Consider the following 19,243-nt stretch of genomic DNA (forward strand, 5'->3'; position numbering starts at 1 on the left):
GAAAGGTGAAACATCTCGCCGCTGAATTAGAACATGTTCTACCATGGGGCGCAGTCCTGGACCACGACCGTGAAGGAATCCCCATGGCGTTGCACCCGACTGCCGAGGCCTTGCTCGCAGCGGTACAGGCCTCACCGCGCGCCGTCGCGGCGCACGACAAAACCGCATGGGTGGATCTGTTCGCCGCGGACGCCGAAGTCGACGACCCGGTCGGCGCCCGCCCGCACCACGGCACGGCCGCCATCGAACGCTTCTACGACACCTTCATCGCGCCCAACGGCATCGCCTTCGAGGTGGCGCGTGACCTGGTCGGCGAGCAGACGGTGGTGCGTGATCTGTTCATCGAGACCACCATGTCCACCGGGGCCGTCGTGCGGGTGCCGATGCACCTGCGCTACGACCTGGCCGAGATCGACGGCGCCTGGAAAATCGTTCGCCTGGCGGCGCATTGGGAGTTCACCGCCATGGTCACCCAGCTGATGCTGCGCACCGGCATCGCCGGGTTGACCGCTTCGATGAAACTCGGACCGCAATTGATCGCCAACCAGGGCGTCGGTGGCATGCTCGGGCTGCTGCGCGCACTACGCGGAGTCGGGCGATCCGGGAAAAAGACTGTGGTGCAGCTGTTCTCGGCGGCAGCCAGCACCGATATCAGCACTGTCCGGGAGTTTCTCGTCGACGCTGCCGTCCACTTGAGCCCCGGCGCCGGCATTTCGGTGGAGGAATTCACCAATCGGACGCGAAATATGCGGTGGGACAAGCTGATCGCTGCAGGTCGTACCGTTTCCTCGTCGGTCGAGCTCGACGGTGCACGCGGAGTGGCATTCGTCGATTTCGCACCGAGCGGTCGCCGGATCAGCGCGGTGACAGTCTTTCTGGATCAGTGATGCCGTAGCCGGGCCCGGACGGCGACATCCGAGCCCGGCTACCGGCGCTCAGCGGCGGCGGGATTCGGCGCGTTCGCGGGCGGTTTCGGCGAGCTCAGCGGCGCGCACCCGGGCGAGCTCGGCGAACTCGATGCCGCGTTTACGGGCCAGGTCGGCCCATTCGCTGCCGTGCTCCCGGGCATACTCGGCCCATTCGGACCCGTGTTCGCGGGCGGAGGCGGCGAGTTCGGGTGCGTGATGCCTGGCGCGTTCGGCGAGTTCGGGCCCCCGCCGCCGTGCGACCTCGGCGAGTTCGGGTCCGCGTTGCCGCGCGCGTTCGGCCAGCTCGGGCCCCCGCCGCCGCGCGCGTTCGGCGAGTTCCGGGCCGCGTTGCCGGGCCAGGTCGGCGAGTTCAGCGCCGCGATGCTGGGCGCGTTCGGCCAGTTCCGGGCCGCGTTGGCGGGCGAGTTCGGCTAGTTCGGCGCCGCGATGCTGGGCGATCTCGGCGAATTCGGCGCCGCGATGCTGAGCGGTCTCGGCGAACTCTCCGCCCTTGGCGGCGGCGATAGCCCCGAAACGCTGGGCGCGCAGAGCCGCGTCGTGCGCGCGTTCCCGGAGCACCTCGGCGGTCTGCGGATCCGCGCCACCGGTGAACGGCAGGGCGGCCGCGGCGGCGGAGGCGGCCTTTCGGCCACGCCAACCCAGCGACGGTTTGCCCGCGGTGTCGGCGGCGGCGATCATCAATCCGCCGAGCAGGCTGACGTCCTTGAGGAACGCGGCGCGCTTGGCGGCCTTGCGGTCCGGATCGGGTTCGTCCCAGAAGTTCTGCTCGGTGACCGTGGCCGGGACGACGGTCGCGGCGAGCACCAGTGACGCCAGCCGCGGCGCTTTACCGAGCGCGAGCAGCGCACCGGCGGAGACCTGAGCGAACGCGTTGACCCGGACGAACACGCCCGGATCGGCGGGTAGTTTGGCCGCGTACCTGTCCGGCAGCGTACGTTCGCCGCGCTGCACGAGCGCGGCGGCGGTCTTCGCCCGGGGCGCGGGATGGATGAGCGTATCGACACCGTCGACGATGAAGGTGGTCGCGAGTAGTGGTCGGGCTAGTCGGCGCAGGAGCATGACGGGCAAACCCTTTCCTCGGTGGCTTGATGGTCGGGTTCCCGCGCATTCTGCCGTCAAACGCCCCCATCTTCTGGGGACGACACGGCTTCTACCTGCGCTGATCCGGATTTCTCCGGTAGGGCCGCGAGAAACTCGGTGATGGTGGCGGTCACTGTGGCCGGATCCTCCAGCATGGGCAGGTGCCCACAATCGGGTAGCACCACGCTGGTGTGCGGGTGCAGAGTCCGCGCGCCGAGCTCGGCTCCCGCCGTGGCGGACAGGATGCGATTGCGCGCGCCCCAGAGGGTGCAGATCGGCGGAAAGCCGGGTCCGGGCGTGAAGCTGTCCAGGGCACGGAAGGACGGGAAGTCCTGCACGAGCCGATCCAGGGCAAGGAGCCGTCCGGTGTCGCCCCACGGACCGCGGAGTGTGGGCGAGTCCTGGAGTTTGCGGTCGCGGCCACGCGGGCCCAGCTGATTGGCGATGATCAGGCCGGCGATCCGATCGGGCAGGGTGAGGCGACGGGCCAGCGGCGCCAGCGGCAGGGTGGCCGACAGCCAGGCCAGCGGTGCCTGCCTGCCCTTGGACACGGTGTTCCAGGTCAGCGGATTGATCAGCACCAGCGCCCGCACCGACGCGGCCGGGCGGGTCATGGTGTAGCTCAGTGCGATCGCGCTGCCGAGGCAGTTGCCGACGAGGACGACCTCACGCAGGCGATGAGCCGCGAGGAACGCGTCGAGCAGATGCACGTAGTCGTCGAGCCGGTAACCGGCGGCGGGCTGTTCGGATTCGCCGTAGCCGGGCAGATCCAGCGCGAAAACCTCGTGGTCGCACTGCAATTCGTCGAACTGATCGGTCCAGATCCGGCGGGAGGCGCCGGCATTGTGCAGCAGGACGACCGGCGCGCCGCTACCGGCTCGGTCGTAGACCACGCTGCGTCCGTGGTGCGCGAAAGTGGCCACATCGCCTCCTTGCGATCGGGAGGCCTCGCTGCGCCCCGCCCTGCTTCCACGGTAGACCGATCGCCCCCGCATCGGCAGCGGTTGCCGGTGCGGCGGCGGAAACCGTCAGACGCCCGCTCGCAGGAATCGGCCCGTTCGGCGTTGTCCGAGGATGTCGGCCGCGACCCCGTTCCCGAAGACGTACTCGCCGTTGATCAGCACGGCGCTGACGGCCTGGTCGTTGCGGTTGACCATGCGCGACAGGTTGTCGTATTCGGGGACGGGCGCTTCGGCGTAGGCGGTCAGGGTGTCGTCGAGGTGTGCGGGATCGAGCACGACCACGTCGGCGCGGTCGCCGGGGCGCAGATGCCCGGCGGCCAGGCCGTACCAGTCCGCGAGTTCACCGGTGAGGCGGTGCACCGCGCGCTCCAGGGTGAGGAACGGCCGTCCGGCCTGTTCGGCCCGGTGCACCCGGTGCAGCAGGCGCAGGCCGAAGTTGTAGAAGGCCATATTGCGCAGATGCGCTCCGGCATCCGAAAAGCCCAGTTGCACACCGGGATCGGCGGCGAAGCGATCCAGCACCGCGGGCCGGTGATTGGAGATCGTGGTGCGCCAGCGCACTTTCGCGCCGTGTTCGACGACCAGGTCGAGGAAGGCGTCGACCGGGTGCAGACCGCCCCGGTCGACGCCGACCTGGCCGAAGGTCTTCCCGATGACCGCGGGATCCGGGCATTCGACGATCTCGGCGTCGAAGAAGTCGCGATGCCAGACCCGGGGACCGTACTTCTTGTCGTAATCCTTGCGGAAGCGACGGCGATAGGCCTCGTCGCGCAGCAGTTCACGCCGCGCGTCGAGCTGGTTCGCCAGATGCAGTGCGGCGGCGCCGGATCCGAACTCCTCGAAGACCGGCAGGTCGATGCCGTCGGAGTAGACCTCGAACGGTACCGGCAGGTGCTGCCAGCGGAAGTCGCCACCGAGCCGGTTGATCACCTTGGCGATCAGCGGAAAGAGCTGGGCCACAGCGGGTATCGCCTTGATGTCGGCGGCGGAGAGCAGGCTCACCTTCAGCGGCGCGCGGAACAGGCCCAGACTGCCTGCCGCCATGGCGACCAGGCTCTGTGGTCGCGCCACATCCGGGCCGCCCTGGAGCGCGCGGCCCCGCTCCCGCAGAATCCGGTTGAGGCGGCGGCGTTCCCGGCTGGTCGCGAAGGTCGATGGCAGGGTGCGCGAGCGGCACAGCTCGCCGTCGACCTTGTCGAACAGGAGTTGCTGGGAGGACATGCCGACGAACCCGGCATCCAGTGCCGCTTCCAGATCCGCGGCCATCGCATCCAATTCGCTTGCGGTGGGCCGGATATCGGAACGAGTGGCGCGATCCAGGCCCATGCGCGCCGCCCGGATATCGGAGTGGCCGAGGAACGCGGCCAGATTCGGTCCCAGCGGCAGCGATTCCAGCGTCCGGACGTATTCGGCCGCGCCGGACCAGTTCTTGACGGCCTCGACCGCCTCGATGACGTGCTTGCGCGGAATGGCCTCGACCCGGCCGAACAGATCACCGGCATCGGTTGCGCCGACGTGCACGGTCGAGAGCGAGCACGAACCGAGGAAGACCGTCGTGATGCCGTGCCGCACGGATTCGGCCAGCGCCGGTCCGGTCAGCACTTCGACGTCGTAGTGGGTGTGGATGTCGAGCATGCCGGGGAGCACCCATTTGCCGGTGGCGTCGATGACATTCGGGCAGTCGTGCTCGGTCAGCGGCTCGGAGCTGACGGTCGCGACGCGACCGTCACGGATGCCGAGGTGCCGTAGCGCGGAGGGCGCGCCGGTTCCATCGAACCAGCGGCCGCCTTTGATAATGGTGTCGTACATGACTTCTCACACTTCGAGGCCCTTGCGCAGCACCTTGCCGGTGGCATTGCGCGGTAGCGGGGTGGTGGTGAGCCGCCAGTCGGCGGGCACCTTGTAGTAGGCCAGTCGTTCCCCGGCGAACTCGGTCAGCTCGTCCGCGGTGACGGCGTCGAGTCGGTCGAGGACGACGAGCGCGCCGACCCGCTGGCCCAGATCGGCATCGGCGACCCCGAGGACCGCGCATTCGAGGACCGCCGGATGCTCGTCGAGCACCTGCTCGACCTCGGTCGGATAGACGTTCTCGCCGCCGCGCAGGATGAGATCCGAACGGCGACCGGACAATCGGAGCCGACCCTGCTCGAGCACACCGATATCGCCGGTCCGCAGCCAGCGGTCCGGGGTGATGGCGGCCGTGGTGGCCTGCTCGTCGTTCCAGTACCCGAGCATCACGTACTGGCTGCGCACGCAGATCTCACCCTCCACCCCCTCGGCGACGGGTTCGCCTGCGGGATCCCGGATTTCGAGGCTCACACCGATCACCGGCCGGCCGACGGTATCGGGGAACGCGGCCAGTTCCTGCGGTGCGGCGATGGTGGCGGCGGTCGAGCATTCGGTCATGCCGTAGCTGGTCACCAGAGCGGTTCTGGCCACCGGTAGTTCGGCGCGCAGTTTGTGCTGCAACGCCGCCGAGGACGGCGCGGAGTTCAGTGAGAACGCGGCCAGTGTGGACAGGTCGTAGGCCGACAGGTCGACCTCGAGCAGGCGGGTTGCCATGGTGGGCATGGCCCCCCAGTTGGTGATGCGCTCGGCCTCGATCAGCCGCAGCACCCGATCGGCTTCGAACGCGCCCTGGTGGATGACGCAGGTATCGCCGGTGACCATGCGCGGCAACACCAGGTTGTGCAGGCTCGCGATGTGGAACAGCGGTGAGGTCACCAGGAATCGGCGGCCCTTGGGTGCGCCGTCGTCGGCGCCGCCGGCGAACGCCGCCGCCATCGCGTCGTTGAAGCGGTGATAGTCGATGACCGACAGCAGGTTTCGCTGCGAGTGCACCGCGCCCTTGGGCCGCCCGCTGGTGCCGCTGGTGTAGAGGATGACGGCTGGATCGTCCTCGCCCACCTGGACCTCCGGCACGGAACCGGCGCGATCGGCGAACTCGGCGATCAGTGCGGGCAGGTCCTGCTCCATTGTCAGCACCGGGATTTCGGCGCTCGAAACCCGCTGCGCCCGTTTGGCGTCGACGATGAGCGCCTTGGGGGTCGTGTGCCCGAGCCCGTACTCGATTTCCCGGGTCGTCCACCAGGCGTTGTAGCCGACCGTGATGGCGCCGAGGAGCTGGGTCGCCCAGAACGCGAGCACCCACTCGACGGTGTTGGCCGCCAGGATCCCGACCCGATCGCCCGGCCGGATGTCGTAGCGTTCGCGCAGCGCCCAGGCCAGCGCGACGGCTTCGGTTCGATGCTCGGCATAGGTGATTCGACGCTCGGACGACACCAGGTACTCGCGGTCGCCGAGCGCCGCGGAGTCCAGCAGCACGGCCGCCAGCGAAGTCTTGCGGTGCTTCAGCACCGGGATACGAGCGCCGAGCACCTGCTCGAGCGTGATCTCGAACGGCCCGCCGGGGCCGGTCAGCCGCCCGGCGATCTGCGCAGCGAGTGCTTGGAGGTCAACGGGTTTGGTCATGGAACTTCCTCATCATCGCGAATCCGGGTGGAGTCAGGGCACCAGAACGGCCCGGCCCCGGATCAGGCCCTGCTCGAGCCGATCCAGTGCCGCGCGCCCGTCGGCCAGGTCGAATCGCTCGACCTCGACCGTCAGCTTGCCGCTCCGGGCCAGCGCCACGGAGTTGATCAGATCGGATTTGGTGCCGCCGTAGGACTTTCGCACCGACGCGCCCCACGGCCAGCCGGGTCCGCCCGCCGGTCCGGCGGTGAGCTCCGGTGCGCCGCCGCCGAGTCCGATCATCCGGTACGCCCCGTTCGGGGCGACCGATTCGACGGCCAGCCGGGCGGTGCTGTCGGTGCCGACGAAGTCGAAGACCGCGTCCGCGCCGCGCCCCTCGGTGCGTTCGAGAATCGCCGCGGCCGTGGCCGATTCGCTCAGCAGCCCCTCGGCCGCGCCGCAGTCCGCCGCCAGCGCCAGTTTCTCGGCCGAGACGTCGACCGCGAGCACGCGGGTCGCGGTGGTGGCGGCCAGGATCTGCACCCCGACATGTCCCAGCCCGCCGACCCCGATCACCACGGCGGTCGAGCCCGGCCGCAGGTGCGCTCGAGCGCCCTCGATGGCGTGATAGCTGGTCAGCGCCGCGTCGGCGAGCGGGGCCGCCTGGAGGAAGTCCAGCTCGCCGATCGGCACGAACGAACTCGCGGGAATCTGTACGTATTCCGCCATGCCGCCGTCCGGCCCCAGCCCGGGGCACGGCGGCATGGCGACGCGGCCCGCGGCCAGGCACACATTCTCGTTGCCGCTCACACACTCTCGGCAGTTGCCACAGGACCAGCACAGGTACACCAGTCCGCGCTGGCCGACCGTGTGGCCGTCGACATTCGCCCCGACCGCCTCGATGGTGCCCGCGATCTCGTGCCCCAGCGTGAGCGGGTCCTCCCGCAGCTGGAACGGCAGGTGCAGCACATGTAGATCGGAGTGGCAGATACCGGCCGCTCCCACCCGCAGCAGCAGATCGGCCGGGCCGATCTCCGGAATCGGGACCTCGCGCAGCTCGAGCGTGCCCGGCCCGGTCAGTTGCAGCGCTCTCATCCTCGCACCGCCGCGTAGGTGGCGCGCAGGTAGGCATCCGCCCGCGCGGAGCCGATGATGCCCGGTTCCATCTTGTTCATGGTGTAGGCGAAGGTCATTCGCCGATCCAGATCGTTGACCACGATCGATCCGCCGTAGCCCGACCACCAGCACACCCGGCCCTGCGGCACTTCCGGCGCGGTCTGCGGCTGCGGCAGCCCGTAGCCGATGCCGAACCGCAGCGGCACCATGAGCGCCAGGTCGATTCCGTCGGACTGTTGCTCGAAGATCAGGTCGATGGTCTCCTCGGAGAGGAACTGTCGCCCGTCCAACCTGCCGCCGTTGGCGACCAGCGATTGCACCCGCGCGACCGAGCGCGCGTTGCCGTGCCCGTTGACCGCGCCGATCTCGGCCTGCTGCCAGCCCGGGGTCGCGGTCATGGCGACATCCAGCAGCGGGCTGGTGAGCGTCTTGACCAGGATGCTGTCCTGATCCAGCTGTGCCAGATCGAATTCCAGCGCCGGCGGTGGAACCAGCGGGGCGATCCGGTCGCGGTGCGCGGCGGCGGTGCCGATGTGGAAGTCCGCGCCCAGCGGCCCGGCCAGCTCCTCGGCGAAGAAGAGGCCGAGGCTGCGACCGGCGATCCGGCGTATCACGGCGTCGACGAGATGACCGTAGTTCAGGCAGTGATATGCCGAGGCCGAGCCCGGTGTCCACCACGGCGGCTGCGCGGCCAGGAGCGCGGCGGCGGCCTCGGTGTCGTAGAGATCGGGCACCTGCATCGGCGGCTGCCACCCCGAGACACCGGAGGTGTGTCCGAGGATGTGGCGAATCTCGATGTCGCCCTTGCCATTGGCGGCGAACTCGGGCCAGTAGTGCGCCACTTTCCGGCGCACGTCCAGTTCGCCTCGATCGACGAGCAGCAGCGCGGACAGCGCGGTCATCGTCTTGGTGATGGAGAAGACGTTGACGAGGGTGTCGGACTCCCAGGCCCGGGTGCGCTCCGGATCGCGGTGTCCGCCCCAGAGATCGACGACCGGTTCGCCGTCGACGACGACGGCGATCGAGGCGCCCAATTCCGCGCCGGAGGCCAGCTGGCGTTCCAATTCCTGGCGCAGCCCGGCGAATCGTTCGGCACACGAGCCCGAGGTGGTGGCGGTGGTCGTGGTCATGACTACTCCGTCGGCTCGAGGACGCGGGCGGGGACCGGCAGCGTGTTCCCCACGGCGGCGGCGCGTTTCGCGCCACGCGCCATCTCTTTGACCAGGTCCCGCACGTAGGGCTCGAATTCGATCTGGATGGTGTGCCGCGGCGAGTCGTAGTAGTGGCGGCGCTTGCGCTGCTCGTCGGCCGTGATGCGGTCGCGCATGTCCGGCTCGGGCGGCGGCAGATAGCGCCCCGTGAGGTACGCGGCGACCAGCTTGCTCTGCTGTTCGGCGAAGTTGACCAGCGTCGGAAGTGGCTGGGCCAGACCGAGATAGAACAGGTTGTCCACGCCGGGCCGCATCATCTGCTTGAACAGCGGCAGTCGATTCGCGCTGTCGGGCACCAGGTCCGGGTCGCTGAAGAACGGGAAGCTGATGTGATAGCCGGTGGCGCAGACGATCACGTCGACCTCCTCGGTGCTGCCGTCGGCGAAACGCACCCGCGGCCCCTCCAGCGCGGTGATTGCGGGCTTGAAGGCGATATCGCCGCAGCCAGCGCGATGCAGGAATTCCTCACTGGCCGAGGGATGCGCCTCGAACGGCCGGTGATCGGGTTTGGGCAGCCCGTAGAACTCCATGTCGCCGCGGAACTTCCGGACGAAGCGCTGCTTGAGCTTGAGCGCGACCGGCCGTGGCATCCACGCGGGGACGCTCTGCTTGTCACCCACCGTGCCGTGCACGTACTTGGGCAGCACCCAGACCCCGCGGCGCGCGGAGACGGTGAGTTTCGCGGCGATGAAGCGCTGGGACAGTTCCGAGGCGATATCGAGCCCGGAGTTGCCCATACCGACCACCACCACGCGCTTGCCGCGCATGTCGATCGGATCGAACGGGTCGTTGTAGGCGTGGCTGTGGATCAGCGTGCCGTCGAATTCGCCCGGGTAGTCCGGGATTCGGGGATCCCAGTGGTGTCCGTTGCAGACCACCAGCGCGTCGTAGCCACGGGTGCGTCCGTCGCTGGTGGTGATCGACCAGGCGCCGTCGGGCCGCCGTTCGGCGGCGGTCACCACGGTATTGAAGATGATCTTGTCGCGCAGGCCGAAGTGGTCGACGTAGTTCTTGAAGTACTCGAACAGCTGCGAGTGATGTGGGAAGTCCGGCCACTCGGCGGGCGCCGGGTAGTCCTCGAAGGCCAAGCGCCACTTCGACGTGTCGATGTGCAGGCTCTGATAGCAGGCCGACATGCCGTTCGGATTCTTGAAGTACCAGTTGCCGCCGACCTCGTCGGAGGCCTCGAAGCAGTCGAACGGAATGCCGAACTCCTGGAGGCGTTTCGCGGTGGTGATCCCGGAGGGGCCGGCGCCGATGACGCACACCCGGGGGAGATGTCGTGAAGTCAAGGTATCGATCCCCGTCTGGAAAGTGAGGTAGGCAACAACGTAACACTGGCTAGACGCACTGTCTAGTGAATGACATGATGTCTAGTGTGAGCAAGCCGAACCTGCGGGACGAACAGAAGATCCAGACCCGGGCCAAGCTGATCGAGGGCGCGAAAGCCCTGTTCAGCGCCGAGGGGTACGCCTCGGTGCGAGTCGATGGCATCGCCGCCGCCGTCGGCTGTAGCCGTGCCACCTTCTATCTGCACTTCACCGGCAAGCTGGATATCCTGCGCGCCGTCGCCGAGCAGAGCACCGCGCCCAGCGCGCTGCACTTCTACGAGGATCTGGATCGGGTACTCGACACCGATTCGCGCGCGGAGTTCGTCGCCTGGGTCACCCGCGCCATCGACTGGTTCCAGGAGTACAAGGACCTGCTGCCCGCCTGGGACGAGGCCACCGCGCTGGAGCCGGAATTCCGGGAGATCGCCAAGCGCGGCATTCTCGCGCTGCCCAATGCCATGCCCTCGTATCTGGCGCGCTGGCCCGCCGGGCGGCAGGACGAGGCCAAGCTGCGGGTGGAACTGCTTGTGGCCCAACTGGAGCGGTTCTTCACTCGCTGGGCCATGCAGGGCACCATCGATGTCACCGCCGGGCAGGCGGCCGAGGTGCTCACCGATATCTGGTTCCCCGCGCTGCGCGCGCCGGATTAGCGGGGAATTGGCAGAACCTCCGAAACGCCCCCATCGGGCGTTTTGGTCAGGGTGGTGAACACGCCGTCCAGCGGCGCCGACAGCTCGATCGCGACCGGGAACGACAAGCGTGGCGCGGTGCCGCAATCCGGGTGGCAGACGCTGCGTGATTCCACGCCGCGACCGGTGGCGCCGGTATCGGTCCAGCTGTCCCAGGTGATCCGGTCGATGATCATGTTGGCGTCGGCGCAGGTGAGCACGATCTCGTTCGGCCGGACCCGGGGTTGGCGCCGGCAGTTGGCGATTCGGACCGAACTCACCGGCATGGTTGTCGGCGCCGCTTCGGCCGGGCTGTGCTCTTCGGCGTCGTGTCGGCCGACCAGTTCTGCCGTCCTGGCGGTGCTGCGATCCGGGGTGCAGGCGAGGGCGAGGAGCGCGACGGCGGCCAGGGGTGTGACAGCGGCGAGTCTGCGCATGGGACTCCTCGTGCTCGGTGCGCGGCGAACAGGTCGACCTGAATGTAACTGAGAATTTGCTGAAGCTGGGGATATGTGGGTCGGCAACTTTTCGGACCGAGGTGGCACAGGTCGATTCGGTGACGCGGTGCAAATCTGTCGGTGCGGTGCGGCATCATCTGTGCACGCAGCCTTGTACGAGAACGCCGCCAGTAACGAAACGCTCGGAGCGCACCATGCCGTCCCCCAGGACCAAACCCAAGCCATTGTCGGACACGGAGATCGAGCAGATCGCCACGGACATCGCGGGTGGCCACCCGCCGATGGTGTGGTTCACCGCCGCCGCGGTGGGCGTGCCCGCGGGCCGGTCCGGCAAGGTGGTGGCGCTGGGCGACCCGGCCGACGGAGATTTCCTACAGGTCCGGCCGACCGGGTCGAAGGATGTACTGTCCTTCTCTCCCACCGAGGTGACGTTGACCAAGCCGCCGCGCACCCCCGCGGCGGGCTCGAAAACTGCTCAGCCGAAGTCGACAACAAGGAAGGAATCCACCGTGACCCAGCCGTCGACCATGACGAGCGTCGCGCCCCAACCCGTCCCCGCCCCGGCCGAACCGGCGGTGAAACCGATTGCCGTGCAGCCGGAATCGGTCGAATCGAGCGCCGAGGGCAAGGTCGCCCCCAAGCCCGCCGCCAAGGCGGCCAAGCCGGCCCCGGCGCGCAAGGCGAAGGCGCCCGAGGTCACCGTGACGCTGAACGGCACCTCCGACGGCGAGTGGACAGTCGAGGTGGTCAACGGTAAGAAGCGCACGGTGCGCGGTCTGCCGGTGCAGAGCTCCGCCGTCGCGCAGGCCGCCAAGATCTTGCACCCTGAAGTGGCCGAGGTGGTTTCGGGCATTCTCGACGCGGCCCGTCAGTTGCAGGAGCAGAAGGTCGCGGCCTTGCAGGCCGAACTCGAACAGGCCCGCCGCCTGCTCGACGAACTCGCCGACTGAATCGAATACTCAGACCGCGGTACTGGTGGTGCGGTCGACCGGGTGCCAGGTGCGGCGCCCGGTATCGGCCGGTGCGGGCGCGGCCCGATGCGACTGGGTCTTCCAGGTGCTGGGCGGTGTGACGCCATGGCGCACATCCTCATGGAAGGCGTAACCCAGCGCGTACTCCTTTGCGTGGTACATCGCCGAATCCGCTTCCCGGATCAGGTCGTAGATGCTGGCGTCGGCGGTGCGCGGCCCGGTACAGGCGATGCCGACACTGGTGGTGATCGGCACCTCGCCGGCGCTCAACTCGAACGGCCGCACGAACGCGCCGAGTAGTCGTTCGGCCAACATCGCCGCCTCCTGGCGGCCCAGCGGGGCCAACACCACGAATTCGTCGCCGCCATACCGGGCGACCACGTCGTCGCGACGGACCACCCGCCGGATCCGGGAGGCGGCGTTGGCGATCAGTTCGTCACCGACCGCGTGCCCGTAGCTGTCGTTGACACCCTTGAAACCGTCGAGGTCGATGAACAGCAGGCACAGCGGCTGCCCGGCCCAGTACTCGCTGTTGCGGTTGAGCGCACGCAGCAGTGCCGATCGGTTCAGCAATCCGGTGAGCATGTCGTGATCGGCCTGATATTGCGCGCGCCGTTCACTGCGCCCACTGCGCTGGATCGCTCGTTCGCTGCGCACCAGGACACCGATGAGCAGCAGCGCGAACAGCGAGGACACCACCACCCGGTCCACCGTGCCCAGGCTCGAACCCACCACGGGCACCAGTGAGGCCACGATCAGCGCGACGGCGATGAAGCTGGCGCGCTGTCGCGAGTGGTGCGGGTGGATGCGGCGCGGGCCGCCGATAGTGGTCATGGTCGGATGCAGCGCGGCCACGCCGACCGTCGCATATCCGATCAGCAGCGGCGTGACCAGCACCTCGTGGCCGATGGATGCCGTGCCGACGGTGTCCAGGCTGTAGCCGAGATCGCCCACCAGCACGGCGAACAGCGAAAGGTGCAGCAGCCGCAGCGAGGTCTCCGAGCGCGTCGAGGTCGCCATCGAATGCGCGACCAGGGTGAGCAGCAGCGCGTCCAACACCGGGTAGACGGCCGCGGCGACGGTGCTCGTGGTGGCCGCGCCGACCTCCAGGATCGGGGAGATGAGGAAGGTCCAGGATGCCAGCAGCGCACCCAGGCCGATCAGGGCGGAATCCAGCAGTAGATCGTAGTTGCCGCGCATCTGGCGGGGGCGCAGCCACAGCGTCGCGGCCACGCCGATGCCGAAATAGCCCGCGAGCGTGAACAGATCGTCGAACGGGCTGGCCGTATCGGCGGAGAATTCGCGCAGCGCGGTGCCCAGCGCCGACAGCAGCGCCGACACCGAGATCAGGTACCAGGGCAGCGGCTGGGTCGGCCGATGCCGCCGCAGGCCGGTCGCGATCATGAGCTGCGCGCCGCCCACCACGACCAGCATGCTCACCAGCGCGAAGGCCGGGATATCGAGAAACGGTGGCAGTGCGATCAGTACGAACATCGCTGTCGCAAGCAGTTTCCATGACAATCCGAGGGAAAACCGCTGGCTGGTCGACTGCTCTTCGCTGATGCTCATCAGCCCCCCTTGGTCGCTCCATCCTCGGTGAACAGCGCGGCGTAGTAGGTCTGAGAGTCTCGCACCGCGACTTCGACGTTCGCCTGCCGATCCAACTGCTCCACCGTGCGGGCGAAGAGCGATCGGTGAGTGTTGTTGTATGAGCAGATGTCCCAACCGACCACACCGCGGTCGGCCACCAAAACTTGGACAGCTGACTTGATCATGGCATGAAAAGCGGCCCCTTGTCGCGCGCTTGGGGCAACTAGTGTGAAACCCGCATAATAGATCGCGTTGCGGGCCGCGTGCTCGGGATACTGGGCCGCGAAATAGTCCGGGCTGATCCAGGGCACGGTGTCCAGATGCCGGGTCAGTGTGGTGAGACCGACCGGTTCGCCGGTCTCGGTGCGCGCCACGTGTTTCTGCACGCGCGGGTCGACCATCGTGGCCTGGAATTCCTCGGGATGCAGGACCTGCCGGGCCACCGCCCGGACGCGCATCGGGCCGAAAGCTTCCTCGTAGAGCTTGTGGAACTGGTCGATCTGATCCGGTGGGATCTCGGTATCGATGGTGACGTGCAACTCGGACCCGGTCATATCAGCTCCACGGTGTCGTGTGATACGCGGCCAGCACCAGCGCGCAAGCCGGGGCGCCGGTGCACTCCGCCTCCGTGGTCGACAGTTCCACGGGCCCAAAGCCTTCGGGGCGGTTATCGGTCATATCGTGCAAACTGGCACGGATCAACTGCTCGACCTCGGCGGCCGTCTCCGCCTCGTGCTCCACGAAAAGCCCTGCGCCGGAGCCGTCGTCACGCAGAACCCAGCCGATCCCGGCGGCCGCGGTGGTGCCGGGCACGGTCGCGTGCTGTGCCGCGTACACGCAGTAGAGTCGATCACCCCAGGGAATCGGTTTCCGCACGCGAATGTCGCGGCGCAGGACAGCGCGCGGCGGAATCACCGAGGACAGCCGAATCAAGTTGGCATCACCCACTCCCAGCTCGCGCAAAGCCGCGTCGAACGCCGACAGGCTCGTCGGCCCGACCCCCGTCGCCGCGCCGATCTCGATCGTCAGTGGGACCCCGCGATCCGTCGGCGCACCAGCATGCGTCGTGCGATTCCGGCCGAGGGGCGGGCGTAAATGTCGATCGATCCACTGCAACCTGAGTAGGCCGCTGCGTGGGGTTGTGTGAATCATAGTGCCCTCCCGCGGAACCATCCGACCCAATTTGCAGGTCGTTTTTGCGTCAAATTGACTCTGCGTCACGATGTCGGATCGCGCATGGGGACGCGGAGATTCCGGCACGCGTGCGGCGTGTCGCCGGAATGAATGCCGATGTCCTTGCCGCCGTTGGCATTTCATGTGGTATTGGTCACGTTTCGGCACGTCTGTTCGAGTGGCGCGATGGGCCCCGGGGCGTCTCTGAGCAACTGACCAGGTTTATCCGCGAATACGCCGTGCGGCGCGGCGCTGCGGCGCACAGTGGATGGCAGCCGACAATGTGCTCCACGCCAGGTTTCACCGCCAGGAGGGACGACGCTGTGCCGCTTGCCGATTCACCCGTAGCCTCGACCGTCGGCCCGCTGGCCGCCGACCAGCTCCGGCTGGACGCAGCACCGGTCGACTATGCACTGGTAGCCCTGTATTTCGTCTTCGTGATCGGCATCGGCCTGCTGGCCCGGTCCCGGGTCTCCAACAGCATCGACTTCTTCCTGTCCGGGCGTTCGCTGCCCGCCTGGGTGACCGGCCTGGCGTTCATCTCGGCCAACCTCGGCGCGGTCGAGATCATGGGCATGTCGGCCAACGGCGCCCAGTTCGGATTCCCCACCTTCCACTACTTCTGGATCGGCGCGGTGCCGGCCATGCTGTTCCTCGGCGTGGTCATGATGCCGTTCTACTACGGCTCCAAGGTGCGCAGTGTGCCCGAGTTCATGCGGCGGCGCTTCGGCACCGGTGCGCACCTGGTGAACGCGCTGAGTTTCGCGATCGCCCAGGTGCTGATCGCGGGGGTGAACCTGTATCTGCTCGGGTCCATCGTCAATGTGCTGCTCGGCTGGCCGCTGTGGATCTCGGTGATCGTGGCTGCGGTGATCGTGCTGTCCTACATCACGCTGGGCGGTCTGTCGGCGGCGATCTACAACGAGGTGCTGCAGTTCTTCGTCATCGTGGCGGCGCTGCTGCCCCTGACGCTGGTCGGTCTGCATCGAGTCGGCGGCTGGGACGGCTTGAAGGACCGCGTGTCCGCCTCACCCGGCGGCGCGGCGCAGCTCAGCTCCTGGCCCGGCAACGAGCTCAGCGGCTTCACCGACAACTTCCTCTCGGTGCTGGGCATCGTGTTCGGTCTCGGGTTCGTGCTGTCCTTCGGCTACTGGACCACCAACTTCGTCGAGGTGCAGCGCGCGCTGGCCACCCACTCCATCTCGGCGGCGCGGCGCACGCCCATCATCGGCGCGTACCCGAAGATGTTCATTCCGCTGATCGTGGTGATCCCGGGCATGATCAGCGCGGTGCTCGTCCCGCAGATGGCCGAGTTCAAACAGGCCAAGGCGGCGGACCCGGACTTCAGCGGCGAGGTGAAATACAACGACGCGCTGCTGTACCTGATGAAGGAGGTACTGCCCAACGGGTTGCTCGGTGTCGGCCTTGCCGGGCTGCTGGCCGCGTTCATGGCGGGCATGGCGGCCAATATCTCCGCGTTCAACACGGTGTTCAGCTTCGATCTGTGGCAGCAGTATGTGATCAAGGATCGGCCCGATCACTACTACCTGACCGTCGGCCGTGTGGCCACCGTCGGCGCCACCGTCGCCGCCATTTTTACCGCGATGATCGCCGGAAACTTCAGCAACATCATGGATTACCTGCAAACCCTGTTCAGCTTCTTCAACGCGCCCCTGTTCGCGACCTTCATCCTCGGCATGTTCTGGAAGCGGATGACGCCCACCGCCGGCTGGATGGGCCTGGTGTGCGGCACGCTGTCGGCGGTCGTGGTCTTCCTGCTGCACGAGAACGGTGTGTTCACGCTGTCCGGTCAGGGCTCGAGCTTCGTCGCCGCGGGTGTCGCGTTCGTGGTCGACATCGTGGTCAGCGTCGCCGTCACCATGGTGACCCGGCCCAAGCCGGCCGCCGAGCTGGTCGGCCTGGTCTACTCCGAGACGCCGGAGTCGATGCGCACCGACCCGGAGCAGGCCACGCTGCCCTGGTATCAGCGCCCGGTCCTGCTCGCGGGCATCGCGCTGGTACTCGTCATCGCCCTCAACGTGATCGCCGGATAAGGAGTACCGCGATGCTTTTCGACATTCGCACGATCGTCGGCGCGCTGCTCGGGCTGTACGGGGTCATTCTGGTGATCACCGGTCTGGTGGCCAACACCGCAGAGGAGAAGGCGAAGACCGGTGACTGGAACGTCAACCTGTGGGCGGGGCTCGGCATGCTCGCGGTCGGGACGGCGTTCATCGCCTGGGCGGTGCTGCGTCCGGTGGTTCCGGACCAGACTCGGCCGACCGCCGAGGGGCCCGATCTCGAAAAGTAGGGGTTCGAGGGGCGGCATATTCGTGCGTGAACCGTGGGAATCACGGCAGCGCAGCGCATTCGCGCGGCGCAGTGCACGAATATGCCGGTCCCCGTCGGTGCCGAGCACAATCTCGCTCGGCGCGTGCGGAATCAGCGGGTGTGCCGAGCGCGCCCGGTCAGGGGAGCGCTCGGCGCGTGCGAATCAGCTGGTACGGGCGCGCTGGACCACGCCGAGCGTGAGGTCCAGAATCAGGAACGCGATCAGGCTGATGCCGACGAGCGGCGCGAACCAGCCGACGACCACCGCCGCGAGAATCAGCGGCACGCTGAGCCACGGCGAAGCACCGCGCAGTGTGCCGCCGCGCGGTGCGCGGCCGAGCGCGAACGCCGACCCGCGAGTGGGCCTGCGCTGCCACCACATTCGATAGCCGTAGCCGAGCACGGCGATCAAGCCCAGCATCCCGGCGAACAGCAGCAGCTGATTCGGCAACCCGAACAGCAGGCCCATGTGGAAGGCGATTCCCCAGTTGCTGAGCTTGGCCATGAGCGGCCAATCGGCATAGGGAAGTCGGTCGGTCACGGTGCCGCTCGCGCCGTCCACCGCCACCGCGTCGACGGTATAGGTGCCGGGCATCCGCCGTTCCTTGACGGTGAACGCCTGACCCGCCCGCGACGGCACGCTGATCTCCGCGCCCTGCGTGATGCCGTTCGCGCGCGCCACGTCGTACACGGTGTCGAGCTCGGCGATCCGCTGCCGCGGGTTCTCCGGTTGCGGTGCGGCGTGCCCGCCATGGTGGTGATCGCCGCCGGAAGCCGGTGCGGCAGCCGATGATCCGGGCAGCTCGGTGTTGACTGACGGCGTGACCCAGCTCAGCTGCTCGCGCAGTTCGGTCACGTTCGCACCGGCATAGGTGGACCACGTCATACCGGTCGCCGAGAGCACCAGCAGCAGCGGTAGCGCCCAGATGCCAAGGGCGCCATGCCAATTCATACTCCTTGCCCGGCCGGTCCGCGAGCGATCCGGGGCCAGCAGCCAGGCAGCCGAGTTCCGTCCACGGCGCACACGCACCCGCCGGACCCACAGCGCCAGACCCGCGAGCGCGATGATCCACAGCCACGACGCCGCGAGTTCGGCGTAGAGGCGGCCGGGTTCGCCCAGGTGCAGGCTGCGGTGCAGCTGGTCGATCCAGGTGCGCATGGGCAGTGCACCGGAACTGCCGTAGACGACGGAGTCGCCCACCGGCCGTGCGGTGTACGGATCGACGAACACCGCACGGCGCTCGGATTCACCGAGCGCGGGATCGTTGAACAGGACACGGGTGGTGTCGTCGGCCCCGGGCGCGGGAGACACCGCGACCAATGCCAGCTCCGGCCGGGTCGCGACCGCCGCGTTCACCTGTTCGGCAAGCGAGCGCGGCGCGCCCTGCGGCTCGACCTTCAGCAGCTCGCGTGAGGTGATGTCTTCCAATGTGGGCGAGATCGCATACAGCGCCCCGGTCACCGCGGCGATCAGGATGAACGGCGCGACGAACACTCCCGCGTAGAAGTGCAGCCGCAGCGCCAGCGCTTGCCAGCCACGTCCGGGCGCGGATCTCTCCGACGCGGATTCGGGCGGCGTCGCCGAATCGTCGGCATCCAGAATTTCAGTTGTGCTCACAGTCTTTCGTTTCGTTCTAGGAGGAACCCCGGTCGCCGTCGGCACAGCGCAGCGGCATACGTGAACCGGCACATCGCGCGGCTGGTCCATGCGCGAGCCCGTCGCCAACCGCGGCTTGTGCGGGCACGTGGCCGTAGCCAAGCCGCATGAGATCCGTCGATCGGCACGGCGCCACAGCACGGTCGCGGGCACGGACCGTTGTAGCCATGCGCGTCAGCCGCGAATCGCGACAGCTGCCGACAGGTCATCTGCAACAGGTACGACCTGATGCTGTACCTGTCGATCCGGCGTGGTCCATCGTGGGTCGGCCGTGCTGTCCGGTGGATGAGCGTGCCGGTCACGGGCTGTCGTGGAT

At 67.9% G+C, this 19,243-nt stretch carries 17 protein-coding genes; 5 read left to right on the forward strand and 12 right to left on the reverse strand.

What is annotated here, in order from left to right:
* Nucleotides 1-83: 83 nt before the first annotated feature.
* Entirely contained in the window at nt 84-887 is an 804-nt protein-coding gene (locus tag ACFVMC_RS10555; RefSeq protein ID WP_379208844.1) for a nuclear transport factor 2 family protein, read from the forward strand.
* A gap of 48 nt (nt 888-935) precedes the next feature.
* On the opposite strand, the gene ACFVMC_RS10560 is transcribed toward ACFVMC_RS10555, so the two are convergent.
* From ACFVMC_RS10560 to ACFVMC_RS10590, 7 genes are all read right to left on the reverse strand, one after another.
* A complete protein-coding gene (locus tag ACFVMC_RS10560; RefSeq protein WP_379209517.1) occupies nt 936-1,988 on the reverse strand; it encodes a DoxX family membrane protein in 1,053 nt (350 codons plus the stop codon).
* A gap of 56 nt (nt 1,989-2,044) precedes the next feature.
* Nucleotides 2,045-2,932, reverse strand: a complete 888-nt coding sequence (locus ACFVMC_RS10565; protein ID WP_379208846.1) for an alpha/beta fold hydrolase — start codon at nt 2,930-2,932, stop codon at nt 2,045-2,047.
* A 105-nt stretch (nt 2,933-3,037) separates the two neighbouring features.
* Nucleotides 3,038-4,780 carry an amidohydrolase family protein gene (locus ACFVMC_RS10570; protein WP_379208848.1) on the reverse strand — a complete coding sequence of 581 codons (1,743 nt, stop codon included), beginning with the start codon at nt 4,778-4,780 and terminating at the stop codon, nt 3,038-3,040.
* A gap of 6 nt (nt 4,781-4,786) precedes the next feature.
* Nucleotides 4,787-6,442, reverse strand: coding sequence for a class I adenylate-forming enzyme family protein (locus ACFVMC_RS10575; RefSeq protein ID WP_379208849.1), 1,656 nt, complete (start codon nt 6,440-6,442; stop codon nt 4,787-4,789).
* Nucleotides 6,443-6,475: 33 nt separating this feature from the next.
* Complete coding sequence (locus ACFVMC_RS10580) at nt 6,476-7,516, reverse strand: NAD(P)-dependent alcohol dehydrogenase (RefSeq protein ID WP_379208851.1); 1,041 nt, start codon at nt 7,514-7,516, stop codon at nt 6,476-6,478.
* A complete protein-coding gene (locus ACFVMC_RS10585) occupies nt 7,513-8,667 on the reverse strand; it encodes a serine hydrolase domain-containing protein (RefSeq protein WP_379208853.1) in 1,155 nt (384 codons plus the stop codon). Before ACFVMC_RS10585 ends, ACFVMC_RS10580 begins: the two co-directional genes overlap by 4 nt.
* 2 nt (nt 8,668-8,669) lie before the next feature.
* Entirely contained in the window at nt 8,670-10,040 is a 1,371-nt protein-coding gene (locus tag ACFVMC_RS10590) for a flavin-containing monooxygenase (protein WP_379208855.1), read from the reverse strand.
* A gap of 77 nt (nt 10,041-10,117) precedes the next feature.
* On the opposite strand from ACFVMC_RS10590, the gene ACFVMC_RS10595 reads away from it, so the two are divergent.
* Nucleotides 10,118-10,729, forward strand: a complete 612-nt coding sequence (locus ACFVMC_RS10595; protein WP_379209519.1) for a TetR/AcrR family transcriptional regulator — start codon at nt 10,118-10,120, stop codon at nt 10,727-10,729.
* Here ACFVMC_RS10595 and ACFVMC_RS10600 read toward each other — a convergent pair.
* Nucleotides 10,726-11,184, reverse strand: a complete 459-nt coding sequence (locus ACFVMC_RS10600) for a hypothetical protein (protein WP_379208857.1) — start codon at nt 11,182-11,184, stop codon at nt 10,726-10,728. The two genes, ACFVMC_RS10595 and ACFVMC_RS10600, sit on opposite strands and share 4 nt — an antisense overlap.
* A 215-nt stretch (nt 11,185-11,399) precedes the next feature.
* Between ACFVMC_RS10600 and ACFVMC_RS10605 the strand changes: the two genes are divergently transcribed.
* Entirely contained in the window at nt 11,400-12,155 is a 756-nt protein-coding gene (locus ACFVMC_RS10605; RefSeq protein WP_379208859.1) for a DUF6319 family protein, read from the forward strand.
* A 9-nt stretch (nt 12,156-12,164) separates the two neighbouring features.
* On the opposite strand, the gene ACFVMC_RS10610 is transcribed toward ACFVMC_RS10605, so the two are convergent.
* Genes ACFVMC_RS10610 through ACFVMC_RS10620 form a run of 3 tightly spaced genes read right to left on the reverse strand, consistent with a single transcriptional unit; the run spans nt 12,165 to nt 14,918 of the window.
* Entirely contained in the window at nt 12,165-13,745 is a 1,581-nt protein-coding gene (locus tag ACFVMC_RS10610; protein ID WP_379208861.1) for a diguanylate cyclase domain-containing protein, read from the reverse strand.
* A complete protein-coding gene (locus ACFVMC_RS10615) occupies nt 13,745-14,320 on the reverse strand; it encodes a hypothetical protein (RefSeq protein WP_379208863.1) in 576 nt (191 codons plus the stop codon). The genes ACFVMC_RS10610 and ACFVMC_RS10615 overlap by 1 nt, the downstream gene beginning before the upstream one ends.
* A gap of 1 nt (nt 14,321) precedes the next feature.
* A complete protein-coding gene (locus ACFVMC_RS10620; protein ID WP_379208865.1) occupies nt 14,322-14,918 on the reverse strand; it encodes a pyruvoyl-dependent arginine decarboxylase in 597 nt (198 codons plus the stop codon).
* 344 nt (nt 14,919-15,262) lie between these two features.
* Here ACFVMC_RS10620 and ACFVMC_RS10625 point away from each other — a divergent pair, with 344 nt between their 5' ends.
* Nucleotides 15,263-16,993 carry a sodium:solute symporter family protein gene (locus ACFVMC_RS10625; RefSeq protein ID WP_379208867.1) on the forward strand — a complete coding sequence of 577 codons (1,731 nt, stop codon included), beginning with the start codon at nt 15,263-15,265 and terminating at the stop codon, nt 16,991-16,993.
* Between the two features lie 11 nt (nt 16,994-17,004).
* Complete coding sequence (locus tag ACFVMC_RS10630; RefSeq protein ID WP_379208869.1) at nt 17,005-17,250, forward strand: hypothetical protein; 246 nt, start codon at nt 17,005-17,007, stop codon at nt 17,248-17,250.
* A 183-nt stretch (nt 17,251-17,433) separates the two neighbouring features.
* Here the strand turns inward: ACFVMC_RS10630 and ACFVMC_RS10635 are convergent, their stop codons facing one another.
* Nucleotides 17,434-18,888, reverse strand: a complete 1,455-nt coding sequence (locus ACFVMC_RS10635) for a PepSY-associated TM helix domain-containing protein (protein WP_379208871.1) — start codon at nt 18,886-18,888, stop codon at nt 17,434-17,436.
* Nucleotides 18,889-19,243: the final 355 nt, after the last annotated feature.

Source organism: Nocardia sp. NPDC127579 (assembly GCF_042672005.1).
Classification (GTDB): domain Bacteria; phylum Actinomycetota; class Actinomycetes; order Mycobacteriales; family Mycobacteriaceae; genus Nocardia.

Coding starts and splice junctions, on each gene's coding strand:
- ACFVMC_RS10630 (WP_379208869.1), top strand. CDS start 17,005: ATGCTTTTCGACATTCGCACGATCGTCGGCGCGCTGCTCGGGCTGTAC.
- ACFVMC_RS10600 (WP_379208857.1), bottom strand. CDS start 11,184: ATGCGCAGACTCGCCGCTGTCACACCCCTGGCCGCCGTCGCGCTCCTC.
- ACFVMC_RS10570 (WP_379208848.1), bottom strand. CDS start 4,780: ATGTACGACACCATTATCAAAGGCGGCCGCTGGTTCGATGGAACCGGC.
- ACFVMC_RS10575 (WP_379208849.1), bottom strand. CDS start 6,442: ATGACCAAACCCGTTGACCTCCAAGCACTCGCTGCGCAGATCGCCGGG.
- ACFVMC_RS10585 (WP_379208853.1), bottom strand. CDS start 8,667: ATGACCACGACCACCGCCACCACCTCGGGCTCGTGTGCCGAACGATTC.
- ACFVMC_RS10555 (WP_379208844.1), top strand. CDS start 84: ATGGCGTTGCACCCGACTGCCGAGGCCTTGCTCGCAGCGGTACAGGCC.
- ACFVMC_RS10580 (WP_379208851.1), bottom strand. CDS start 7,516: ATGAGAGCGCTGCAACTGACCGGGCCGGGCACGCTCGAGCTGCGCGAG.
- ACFVMC_RS10615 (WP_379208863.1), bottom strand. CDS start 14,320: ATGACCGGGTCCGAGTTGCACGTCACCATCGATACCGAGATCCCACCG.
- ACFVMC_RS10560 (WP_379209517.1), bottom strand. CDS start 1,988: ATGCTCCTGCGCCGACTAGCCCGACCACTACTCGCGACCACCTTCATC.
- ACFVMC_RS10610 (WP_379208861.1), bottom strand. CDS start 13,745: ATGAGCATCAGCGAAGAGCAGTCGACCAGCCAGCGGTTTTCCCTCGGA.
- ACFVMC_RS10620 (WP_379208865.1), bottom strand. CDS start 14,918: ATGATTCACACAACCCCACGCAGCGGCCTACTCAGGTTGCAGTGGATC.
- ACFVMC_RS10595 (WP_379209519.1), top strand. CDS start 10,118: ATGTCTAGTGTGAGCAAGCCGAACCTGCGGGACGAACAGAAGATCCAG.
- ACFVMC_RS10605 (WP_379208859.1), top strand. CDS start 11,400: ATGCCGTCCCCCAGGACCAAACCCAAGCCATTGTCGGACACGGAGATC.